Below are 10,867 nucleotides of genomic sequence, written 5' to 3' on the forward strand. Positions count from 1 at the left end.
AATCTCCAGTCCGCCTCCCCAGGAGGGACCATGGGCGACACGCCCCCCGCACCCGCCAAGGTGCGCCCCCGCCCCGGACGGGTCGCACTGAGCAGCACCCTGCTCGGCGCGATGTTCCTCATGGCCACCAGCGCCATCGGCCCGGGCTTCATCACCCAGACCACTCAGTTCACGGCACAGCTCGGCGCCACCTTCGCCTTCGCGATCCTCGTCTCGATCCTCGTGGACATCGCCGTCCAGCTGAACATCTGGCGGGTCGTCGGCGTCGCGAACACGCGCGCCCAGGACCTGGCCAACAAGGTCGTCCCCGGCGCCGGCTACCTGCTCGCCGTCCTCATCGTCTTCGGCGGCCTGGTCTTCAACATCGGCAACCTCGCCGGCACCGGCCTGGGCCTGAACGCCCTGGCCGGGCTCGACCCCCGGATCGGCGCGGTCATCTCCGCGATCCTCTCGGTCGTCATCCTGGGCGCCAAGAGGCTGGGCGCGGCCCTGGACCGCATCCTCGTCGTGCTCGGCGTCGCGATGATCGGCCTCACCCTCTACGTCGCGATCATCTCCCGGCCCCCCGTGGGCGACGCCCTGCGCCAGTCCGTCCTGCCCGAGCAGCTGGGCACCGACGTCTTCCTCGCCACCGTGACCATCATCGGCGGCACCGTCGGCGGCTACATCACCTACGCAGGCGTCCACCGCCTCATCGAGGCCGGACAGGGCGGCGCCGACAACGTCGCCGCCATCTCCCGCACCTCCGTGCTGGGCATCGTCGTCACCGGCGTCATGCGCATCCTGCTCTTCCTCGCCATCCTCGGCGTGGTCTCCGGCGGCATCGACATCATGCAGGCCGACAACCCCTCCGCCGAGGCCTTCTTCCAGGCCGCGGGCGAGGCGGGCATGCGCCTGTTCGGCGTGATCATGTGGGCGGCCGCGGTCAGCTCCGTGATCGGCGCCTCCTACACCTCGATCTCCTTCGTCTCCACCTTCCACCCGGTGCTGGAGAAGCGGCGCGGCGTCCTCGTCACGGCGTTCATCGGCATCTCCCTGGCCATCCTGCTGGTCTCCGGCCAGGCCCCGACCACCCTGCTGGTCCTGGCCGGCGCGCTCAACGGCGTCATCCTGCCGGTCGGCCTGGGCATCATGCTCTGGGTGGCGGCCCGCCGCTCCCGCGACCTGCTCGGCGGCTACAAGTACCCCGTGTGGCTGATCGTCATCGGCGTCGCGGCCTGGGCGCTCACCGTCTTCATGGCCTACAACTCCCTGGGCGGTATCGCCGCCCTCTGGCAGTAGAAGAGAGGAGGACCGGCGTTGCGCATCGACCTCAACTCCGACCTCGGCGAGGGCTTCGGCCGCTGGGAGCTCGGCGACGACCGGGACCTGCTGTCCATCGTCACCAGCACCAACGTCGCCTGCGGCTTCCACGCGGGCGACCCCGTGGTGCTGCGCCGCACCACCGCGGACGCGGTGGCCGAACAGGTGGCGGTCGGCGCCCACGTCGGCTACCGGGACCTGGCCGGGTTCGGCCGCCGCTTCATGGACCTGCCGCCCGCCGAGCTGACCGCCGACGTCCTGTACCAGATGGGCGCCCTGTCGGCCTTCACCCGCCTGGCCGGGGACCGCATCCGCTACGTCAAACCGCACGGGGCGCTCTACAACACGATCGTCCACCACGAGGAGCAGGCCGCCGCCGTGGTCGAGGCCGTCCGCGCCTTCGACCCGGGGCTGCCCGTGCTCGGCCTGCCCGGCTCGCGGTTCCTGGCCCTGGCACAGGAGGCCGGGCTGCCCACCTACCGGGAGGCGTTCGCCGACCGCGCCTACACCCCCGAGGGCACCCTGGTCTCCCGCCGCGAACCCGGCGCCGTCCTGCACGACCCCGACGAGATCGCCGACCGCTGCCTGCGCATCGCCCGAGGGGAACCGGTCACCGCGGTCGACGGGAGTGAGATCCTCATCGAGGCCGACTCCCTGTGCGTCCACGGCGACAGCCCCGGGGCGGTCGCCATCGCCCGCGCGGTCGCCCAGCGGCTGCGCGCCGAAGGCGTCACCGTGGCGCCGTTCACCCGCTGACCTCCCGGGGACCCCTCCCCGGCCCGAAGGAGAATCCGTGCGCGTACTGACCTGCGCCGACAGCGGTGTGCTGGTGGAGGTCGCCGACCTGACCGAGGTGATCGCCCTGGGGGCGGCCCTGGAGGCCGCCCCCGTCCCGGGCGTCGCCGACGTCGTCCCGGCGGCCCGGACCGTGCTGCTGCGGCTCGCCCCCGGGGCCGACCCCGGGGCGGTGGCCGCCGCGGTGGAGCGGGTCCCGCTCGCCCCTGCGGGGGAGCGCGCGGAAGGGGAGACGGTGGTCGTCCCGGTGGTCTACGACGGCGAGGACCTCGCCGACGTCGCCGAGCTCACCGGCCTCACCCCGCGCGGGGTGGTCCAGGCGCACACCGCCGCCACCTGGACCGTCGCGTTCTGCGGCTTCGCCCCCGGGTTCGGATACATGGTCTGTGACGACGAGCGCTTGCACGTGCCGCGCCGGGCCGAGGCCCGCACCCGCGTGCCCGCCGGGTCGGTCGCCCTGGCCGGGGAGTTCACCGGCGTGTACCCGCGCAGCTCGCCCGGCGGCTGGCAGCTGCTCGGCCGCACCGAGGAGAAGATCTGGGACCTGCGCCGCGACCCGCCCGGACTGCTGCGCCCGGGCGTGCGCGTCCGCTTCGAGGAGGTGTCGTGAACGCCCTGGAGATCGTGGCGACCGGTCCGCTGGCCACGGTCCAGGACGCCGGACGCTTCGGCCACGCCGCCCTGGGCGTGGGCCGCTCCGGGGCCGCCGACGCCGCCTCCTACGCCCTGGCCAACCGCATGCTCGCCAACCCGGACGGGGCCGCCGCCCTGGAGGCCACCCTGGGCGGGCTCCGGGTCCGCGCCCGCGGCCCCCTCACGGTCGCCGTCACCGGGGCCGGGGTCCCGCTCAAGGTGGACGGCCGCGGGGCCGCCATGAACACCGTCCTGCGCCTGGACGACGGCGCCGAACTGGCCATGGGCGTCCCGCCCCGGGGCCTGCGCACCTACCTGGCCGTCCGCGGCGGGGTGGCCGTGCCGCCGGTCCTGGGCTCGCGCAGCACCGACGTGCTGGCCGGGCTCGGCCCCGACCTGCCCGCCCCCGGCGCCCTGCTGCCGGTCGGCCCGCCGCCCGCCGGGTTCCCCAACATCGACCTGGCCCCCGTCCCGCCGGTCGGCGGACCGGAGACGACCCTGCGCGTGGTCCCGGGCCCGCGCGAGGACTGGTTCACCGGCGAGGCCCTCAAGACCCTGCTCACCTCCGCGTACGAGGTCACCTCGCGCAGCGACCGGGTGGGCGCCCGGCTGTCCGGCCCGGTGCTGGAACGGTCCCGCGACGGCGAGCTGCCCAGCGAGGGCATGGTGCCCGGGTCCCTCCAGGTGCCGCCCACCGGCGAACCCGTGCTGTTCCTGGCCGACCACCCGGTGACCGGCGGATATCCGGTGATCGCGGTGGTCCGCTCCGCCGACCTGCCCCGGGCGGCCCAGGCCCGGCCCGGGACCGCGATCCGCTTCACGCTCTAGGTTCCCCACCCCGGGAACGCAGGAAAGGAGAGGCCGCCGATGGACCCGGCCGAGCTGTCACCCGCGCAGGCCCGCGCGCTGTTCCGCTCCGGGCTGCGCACGCCCACCTCGGGGTTCAGCCCCGGGTACGCCCAGGCCAACCTCATCGCGCTGCCGCGCGAGGCGGCCTTCGACTTCCTGCTGTTCGCCCAGCGCAACCCCAAGCCGTGCCCGGTGCTGGACGTGACCGAACCCGGGCAGGTGTCGGCGTCGGTGTTCGACGGCGACCTGCGCACCGACCTGCCCGCCTACCGCGTGTACCGGCACGGCGAGCTGGTCGAGGAGCGCACCGACGTCACCGACCTGTGGCGCGACGACCTGGTCGCCTTCCTCATCGGGTGCAGCTTCACCTTCGAGACACCGCTGCTGGAGGCCGGGGTCCCGGTGCGCCACATCGAGGCCGGGACCAACGTCGCCATGTACCGGACGAACCGGGAGTGCCGCCCGGCCGGGCGGTTCCGCGGCCCGCTGGTGGTGTCCATGCGGCCGGTCCCGGCGGACCGGGTGGCCGACGCCGTGCGCATCACCTCCCGCTACCCGGCCGTGCACGGGGCGCCGGTGCACGTGGGCGACCCGGCGGCGCTGGGCATCGCCGACCTGTCCCGGCCCGACTACGGCGACCCGGTGGAGGTGCGGGAGGGGGAGATCCCGGTGTTCTGGGCCTGCGGGGTGACCCCGCAGGCCGCGGTGGCGGCCTCGGCCCCGGAGTTCGCCATCGGGCACGCTCCGGGGCACATGGCCGTCACCGACGTGAAGGACTCCTTCTACCAGGTGCCCTGATATCAGGTGCTTTGGCCCGGCCGACCGGGGTCAGGACCGCTCGTTGCCGTCCTCGCTCCCGCCCTCGCCCTGCTCGTCGGGGGAGGAGAGCCCGCGGTCGGGGTCCTGCCCGCTGATCCGCCCGGGGCTCTGCGGGCCCGGCGGCGGAGGGGGCGGGGCCTGCGGGCCCTGGGGGGCCTGGGGACCCTGCCCCTGGGACTGCTGGGACTGCTCGTAGCGGCCGCGCTGGCGGGTGTACCCCGACTGGCTGGAGTAGGCGGTCTTGGCGGCCCGCGAGAGGTCGTCCTCCCGGGCCATCCGCGCCATGTCCCGCAGCTCGGCGGCCTGCGCGGCCGCGGGCGCGGGCGGCGCCCCCGCCGGGCGGGCGGAGCCGGGGGCGGCCGGGCCGCCCGGGTAGTCCGGGGTGTCCAGGTCGTCCAGGTCCTGCCCGGCCCGGTCCAGCAGCCGGGCGGCCTCGGCCCGGTCGCCCCGCCGCAGCGCCTCGCTCGCCCGCTTCTTGGCGGTCTGCGCCCGCTGCAACGCCTCCTCGGTGCGCACCTCCGGGCGCGGCACCCGCCCCGCGGCCTCGTCGCCCGGCACCACGTTCACGCTGACCGGCAGCGTCGCGGTGTAGGTCGTCAGGGTCTCGGGGTCCACATAGGTGGCCTCCAGCGTCGTCAGGGTGACCGTCCCCAGCGACGACACCCCCGGCACCTCCAGCCGCAGCAGCAGCCGACGCTCCTCGCCGGAGTGGAAGTCGCCCAGCTCCACCACCACCGACCCGTCCGGAAGCCGGTGCGAGGGCATCTCGCCGACCACGTCCACCGCCCGCACGTGCTCGCCCGCCGGGATCCGCAGCGACACCGCCTGCGCGCTCTTGGCCAGCAGGTACTCCGCCTCCTGGGCGATCAGCCCGCCCGCGGTGTCGGGGTCCTCGGCGAACAGCGCGCTGCCGGTGCCGCCCTCGGACACCGCGCCCAACAGGGCCTCGTCGTAGCCCAGCCCGTAGCCGAGCGTGGCCACCGTGACCCCGTGCCCGTAGGCGTCGGCGGCCACCTGCCGCAGCAGGTCGTGGTCGGTGACGCCGTGGTTGGCGTGCCCGTCGGAGATGAGCAGCAGGGTCGCACCCCGCTGCCCGCCCGCCCGGCGGGCCTCCTGCACGCCGCGCAGCAGGCCGCTGGACAGGTCGGTGCCCCCGCCCGCCCGCAGCGACCCGACCAGCCTCGCGGTCGCGGCCTTGTCCGTCAGCGGCCCGCAGGGCACCACGACCCGGGCCTGGTTGTTGAACACGACCACCCCGAAGTCGTCGGAGGGGTCGAGCCGGTCGATCAGCCCCAGCAGCGCCTTGACCGCCCCGTCCAGGCGGCCGCCGTGCATGGAGCCGCTGGTGTCCAGGACGATCTGGAGGGTGGCCTTGGGGCGTTCGGTGTCCTTGGCGCGCTCGGGCGCGGTGATGTCGAGCAGAACGGCCACGGCGTCCTCGGTGTCCAGGGGGACGACGTCGAAGTCGAGCAGGGCGGAAAGGTGCATCTGCGGCTCCCGGGGGTCGGTTCCCTCCAGGCTAGGCAGAGGCACCGACATCCGCCCGGCCCGCCGTGGCCGGATCGGGCCACGGCGGGACCCGGTCTCAGACCGGACCTCAGGACCGATCGCAGGACCGATCGCAGGCCCGGACTCAGGCCCGGTCCAGGGTGCGCGGGCGGCCGTCGCGCACCTCCGGCACACCCGGTCGCGCCATCACCGCGGCGCTCCGGCGCGGCCTCATCCGGGTGGGGTGAGGCCGCGCCCGCCTCACTTCGCCTTGAGCCCCAGGCGGCGCAGCTCCAGCGCCGCCAGCCGGTCCAGGGTCGCCGCGTCCCCCGAACGCCAGGCGTCGGCGGGGTCGGCGTGCACCGCGGCCAGCCGGGCCGGGGCCACCGTGGTCAGGGCGCGCAGCGCCAGCAGCCGGGAGCGGGCCCGCGGGGACAGCTTCCCGGCCCGGCGCACCGCGGTGGCCCGGGCGATCCAGCGCGCCCGGGCGGGCAGCCAGGTGGTGGCGACCAGCAGGATCGGCACCGCCGCCACCAGCAGGGGCAGGGTGGCGGCCAGCGAGGCGACCGTCTCCCGGAAGGAGTCGCCCGCCGAGGTCAGGGAGGCGCCGGTCTCGCTCATGTTCGTGAACGGCACGGCCAGCGTCTCCCCGGCCAGGGGCACCTTGGCGGCCTGCTCGGCGGCGCTGTCCATGTGCTCGCTGAACCCCTGGCCGGTGGCGACCATGAGCTCGCCGGGCCGGTCCAGTCGACCGATCAGGTCGCGCAGCTCCAGCGCGGCCCGGACCCACAGGTAGACCCACGCCGCGGCCAGGGCGTCGGAGGCGAGCTGGAACAGGGCGCGGACCGGGCGGTCGGCGTACAACTTCACGGGGTCTCCCAGGGGGTCGGGGAGCCGGACACCGTGTCCGGACGCTCATCCGTTACCCGCTCCGGCGCCCCCGCACTCCGCCGGTTCCCGGGTCGGAAGACGATCTTGCGTCCGCCGTGACCGACCCGGGAACCGCGGTCCTCCCTAGACGCCGTGCCGGTCCAGGAACTCGCGTACCGCCTTGCCCCATTCCTCCGGCGCCTCGGCGGCGACCAGGTGCCCGGAGTCGACCTCGACCAGCTCCGCGCCGGGGATGCCCGCGGCCAGCGCCCGGGACAGCTCAGGGGAGGCCAGCCGGTCCAGCGCCGCGGCCACCACCAGCGTCGGCACCGAGATACCGGGCAGGTCGCCGCGGGTGTCCACCCGCTCCACCAGGTCCACCTGCTCGGGGGTGCCCGCGGGGACCGACCCGGCCACCGCGCGCACCGTCTCCTCCAGTTCCTCGGCGGACAGCGCCTCCAGGGCGGGCGCGCCGAAGGCGACGGAGAGGTTGAAGCGGGCCAGCGTGTCCCGGTCCCCGTCCAGCAGGGCGCGCCACACGTCCACGTTCAGCCGGGTCCGGTGGTCGACCCGGGCGAACCCGGCGGTGAGGACCAGCCCCGTCACACGTTCGGGGTGGCGGGCGGCGGCGCGCACCGCCACGGCGGTGCCCAGGGAGTAGCCCAGGACCGTGAAGCGTTCGACCCCCTCCTCCACGGCGGCGGCCACCAGGGCGTCGGCCACCGCGTCCAGCTCCAGCGGCGCGGTGGCGCGCGGGGTGTCCCCCGCCCCCGGCAGGTCCGGGGCGACCACGGTGTGCGTGCGGGTCAGGTCCGCGAGCAGCGGGCCGAAGTTCGGCTCGATCCCGCCCCCGCCGCCGTGGGCGAGCAGCAGGCCGGGACCGGAACCCTTGACGGTTCGTGCGTAACGTTCGATCATGCGGCGACGGTAGGCCGTGACACCGGTGTGAAGGTCAAGAGAGAGGTCACCTCGTGCTGATCGGGGAGCTGTCGGAGCGGACCGGCGTGAGCCGCAGGCTGCTGCGCTACTACGAGGAGCAGGGGCTGCTGGACTCGGGGCGGGCCGCCAACGGGTACCGGACCTACGACCCCGACGCGGTCCGCACGGTGCGCGCCGTCCGCGCCCTGCTCGCGATGGGGCTGACGACGGAGACCATCGCCTCGGTGCTGCCGTGTGTGCGCGACCCCGAGGCCGACCCGGTCGAGCTGGAGCTGTGCCCCGATCTGGTGGCCACCATCCGGGCGGAGGTCGCCGCCCTGGACTCCCGCATCGAGGAGCTGGCCGGGCGGCGCGGCGCCCTCAGCGCCCAGCTGGCCGGCTGCTGAGAGCCGGCCGGCGGCGGTGGAACGTGCGCCGCCCCGTACCGGCCTCGGAAGGCCGGTACGGGGCGGGCGGGGAGCCGGTGCGGCACCGGGAGTCCACAGGAGTCGTGCGCGCACCGGGCGCGGTCCGTGAGCGCCGAAGCCGTGTGTTATTGATGGTGGTCGACCGGATTTTGCGGCCCTGTCCCGCCCGGGGCCTGTTGACGGATGGCCGTCGCACCCCCGGTCAGCGGGTAAAGGCGATCATGTGGTCGGGTTCGTTGTCGAATGGGGCCCGCAGCACCAGGTGCGCTCCACCGAAGGCGGAAGACCACTCCTTCATCTGCGCGGTCATGGTGGTCACGCGCTCTCCGATCTCGGGGACGGCGTGCCCCAGGAGGGAACGTCGCACCGGTTCCAGCAGCAGTTCCTCGGCCGAGCTGAGGGCTCCGCCCAAGGCGATCACGTCGGGACTGGTGAAGTTGACGACCGAGGCGAGCGCGATTCCGAGCTTCTCCCCGGCGTCGGCGATGATGCGGCGCGCCCCCAGGTGGTTCGGCCCGGTGGACCTGGCCAGGGCCACCAGCTCGGTCAGCGTGCTCTGCTCCGGTGGACCCAGGATGTACTGGGCCTGGCGGAGCAGCACCTGACCTCCGATGTACGTCTGGAGGCAGCCGCGGCTCCCGCACTCGCACCCGGGGCCCTGCCAGTCGATCGAGACGTGGCCGAGTTCCCCGGCCATGCCACTGGTGCCCCGGTGGGGGCGGCCGTTGCGGAAGATGCCGGCGCCGACACCCAGCGAGACCTTGACGTAGACGAGGTAGGCGTGCCGGTCGACGGTTCCGGCCGCGTGCTCGCCGAGCGCCCCCAAGGTCGCGTCGTTCTCCACGAGGACCCGTGTGCCGGGCATCTCGGCGTGGAACAGCTGCACCGGGTCCTGGTCGGTGACCCGGGGGAAGAGCGTCCGCGAGATCCGGCCCTCTCGGTCGATGGGACAGGGCAGGCCCAGACCGACGGCGAAAAGGTCCTCGGGGGAGTGGCCGGTGCGGTGCAGGAGGGTCCGCAGGACACGCATCGACGCCCCCAAGCAGTAGGCCAGGTCCTCGATCGCTCCGTTGGGCAGTTTCTCGTCCTCCCGGTCCACGAAGTCGTGGCCCAGGGTGAGCAGCACGGCTTTGATGCTGCCCCGGCCGATCTCCACCCCGGCCACCAGCCCGGCGGCCGGGGAGAGCTTCACCCGTGAGGCCCTCCCGGACTTCGTGTCCTCCACGAGGAGCCCCAGACCTCGGAGCCGGGACAGTGACGCGTGCACGACCGGGCGGGACAGCCCAGAGAAAACACCCACCTCGGACTTGGTCGAGGGGCCGTTATGACGCAGGACGTCCACCACACGCTGGACATTCGACCAGTTGACCGGTTTCTCGTCCGGCTGGTCGGGCGGCGGCGTCGCCAACCAGTCCCCTCGGGACAGGAGGTGCTGAGGGAACGGGAGTGGACTTGAGTGAACATTCATGGCAATGATTGCATCTTGATTCGGGCGAGCATGGTCTTGATGTAAAAAATTTCTACTCCAGATCTCTGAGCTGCCCAAATCTTGGTACTTGTTGGTAAGTATTGACATCAATACCAGATCCACTCATGCTTTGTACAGAGGCCGAGATACCTGTCGCCAAGCGTGTTCAGCGGCCACCGCCCCCGCGGTGTCGCACTCCCGTCTCACCTGAGATCACCGTCGCGGACCAGGGTCACCGCGGAAGACCAGGGAGTGGACGCGCTGCGGTCCCCACCTCCCACTCCCGTCCGAAGGGAGTCGGCGTCAGGCCGCTCACGCGGGCACACCCTCACCGGCGGCCGGGCCACCCACCTCCCGTATCCGGAACGGGTCCTAGGATGCCGAGATACCAAAGGTGAGAAGTTGCGATGACCGCAGAGGAGTTCGTCGGGGGCACGAACCCGGCGAACGAAGACGTTGGACAGGAACACGACGACATCGGTGACCGGGCCCGGGACCCGGAGCCCGCGGCCGGTCGGGGGAGCCTCCCCGCCGGCACGGCACCGGTCATCGCCGACATCGCCCATCCGGGCGAGGGCTGGTGGAACGACAGCCGCACCAAGGTGAAGATCGCGATCATCGGTCTGGTGGGCGTCATCGCCGCGGCCACCATCGGCGAGGTCTCGGGGCTGCTCGGCCGCGTCCTGCCCTCCCGGGCCGTGATAACGGACGCACCCTCCGAGACCACGCACAGGGAGGCCCCCGACGACGCGGTCCCGCAGAGCCCTCCCTCCCAGGTACGACCGGCGGACGCCGCCGCCCAGTCGAGCTGCGAACCTGTGCGGACCAGGGACGGCCGTGACCCCGTCGGTCACACGGTGACAGTGCAGTACACCGAGGGGTACGGCTTCAAGACTCGCTGCGGACCCGGCAACACCTACGCGGTCGGCTATCCCCTCGACCTCATGGACGGCAGCCAGGTGGCCGTCGCCTGCCAGGAGAGGCAGGGCCAGCACATCACCGATCACCAGAACACCACTTTCCCGCAGGGTTACCCCAGGGAGGGCGCGGTGTGGGCCCTGCTCACGGACGGCCGGTGGGTCCTGGACCTCTACCTGAGCACGGAGAAGGTCGACGGGGACCTTCCACCGCCCGGCATTCCCGCATGTTCCGATCTTCTGTGGGGCTACCTGTAAGACGGCCGCCCCGTACCGGCCTCGGAAGGCCGGTACGGGGCGGGCGGGGAGCCGGTGCGGCACCGGGAGTCCACAGGAGTCGTGCGCGCACCGGGCGCGGTCCGTGAGCCGGGAGTGAGCCG

General features: G+C 73.6%; 11 protein-coding genes. 7 read left to right on the forward strand and 4 right to left on the reverse strand.

Going from position 1 to position 10,867, the window contains the following annotated elements:
* Nucleotides 1-30: 30 nt before the first annotated feature.
* Genes ACJOT3_RS01860 through ACJOT3_RS01880 form a run of 5 tightly spaced genes read left to right on the forward strand, consistent with a single transcriptional unit; the run spans nt 31 to nt 4,377 of the window.
* A complete protein-coding gene (locus tag ACJOT3_RS01860) occupies nt 31-1,281 on the forward strand; it encodes an NRAMP family divalent metal transporter (RefSeq protein WP_406968045.1) in 1,251 nt (416 codons plus the stop codon).
* A gap of 18 nt (nt 1,282-1,299) precedes the next feature.
* Nucleotides 1,300-2,058: a LamB/YcsF family protein gene (locus tag ACJOT3_RS01865; RefSeq protein ID WP_406968047.1), complete on the forward strand. Its 759-nt coding sequence runs from the start codon at nt 1,300-1,302 to the stop codon at nt 2,056-2,058.
* Between the two features lie 37 nt (nt 2,059-2,095).
* A complete protein-coding gene (locus ACJOT3_RS01870) occupies nt 2,096-2,707 on the forward strand; it encodes a 5-oxoprolinase subunit B family protein (RefSeq protein WP_406968049.1) in 612 nt (203 codons plus the stop codon).
* On the forward strand, nt 2,704-3,558 hold the full coding sequence (locus ACJOT3_RS01875; protein WP_406968051.1) for a 5-oxoprolinase subunit C family protein: 855 nt from the start codon (nt 2,704-2,706) through the stop codon (nt 3,556-3,558). Before ACJOT3_RS01870 ends, ACJOT3_RS01875 begins: the two co-directional genes overlap by 4 nt.
* A gap of 39 nt (nt 3,559-3,597) precedes the next feature.
* Entirely contained in the window at nt 3,598-4,377 is a 780-nt protein-coding gene (locus ACJOT3_RS01880; RefSeq protein ID WP_406968053.1) for a putative hydro-lyase, read from the forward strand.
* Between the two features lie 30 nt (nt 4,378-4,407).
* On the opposite strand, the gene ACJOT3_RS01885 is transcribed toward ACJOT3_RS01880, so the two are convergent.
* The 3 genes from ACJOT3_RS01885 to ACJOT3_RS01895 form a co-directional block, all read right to left on the reverse strand.
* Entirely contained in the window at nt 4,408-5,886 is a 1,479-nt protein-coding gene (locus tag ACJOT3_RS01885) for a vWA domain-containing protein (RefSeq protein ID WP_406968055.1), read from the reverse strand.
* Between the two features lie 261 nt (nt 5,887-6,147).
* A complete protein-coding gene (locus ACJOT3_RS01890; protein ID WP_406968057.1) occupies nt 6,148-6,756 on the reverse strand; it encodes a hypothetical protein in 609 nt (202 codons plus the stop codon).
* A gap of 144 nt (nt 6,757-6,900) precedes the next feature.
* Complete coding sequence (locus ACJOT3_RS01895) at nt 6,901-7,674, reverse strand: alpha/beta fold hydrolase (protein ID WP_406968059.1); 774 nt, start codon at nt 7,672-7,674, stop codon at nt 6,901-6,903.
* A gap of 53 nt (nt 7,675-7,727) precedes the next feature.
* Between ACJOT3_RS01895 and ACJOT3_RS01900 the strand changes: the two genes are divergently transcribed.
* Nucleotides 7,728-8,081 carry a MerR family transcriptional regulator gene (locus ACJOT3_RS01900; protein ID WP_406968062.1) on the forward strand — a complete coding sequence of 118 codons (354 nt, stop codon included), beginning with the start codon at nt 7,728-7,730 and terminating at the stop codon, nt 8,079-8,081.
* Nucleotides 8,082-8,304: 223 nt separating this feature from the next.
* On the opposite strand, the gene ACJOT3_RS01905 is transcribed toward ACJOT3_RS01900, so the two are convergent.
* Nucleotides 8,305-9,294, reverse strand: coding sequence for an ROK family protein (locus ACJOT3_RS01905; protein WP_406968064.1), 990 nt, complete (start codon nt 9,292-9,294; stop codon nt 8,305-8,307).
* Between the two features lie 683 nt (nt 9,295-9,977).
* Here ACJOT3_RS01905 and ACJOT3_RS01910 point away from each other — a divergent pair.
* Nucleotides 9,978-10,745 carry a hypothetical protein gene (locus ACJOT3_RS01910; RefSeq protein ID WP_406968066.1) on the forward strand — a complete coding sequence of 256 codons (768 nt, stop codon included), beginning with the start codon at nt 9,978-9,980 and terminating at the stop codon, nt 10,743-10,745.
* Nucleotides 10,746-10,867 lie beyond the last annotated feature (122 nt).

Source organism: Nocardiopsis protaetiae (assembly GCF_045446735.1).
Classification (GTDB): Bacteria; Actinomycetota; Actinomycetes; order Streptosporangiales; family Streptosporangiaceae; genus Nocardiopsis; species Nocardiopsis protaetiae.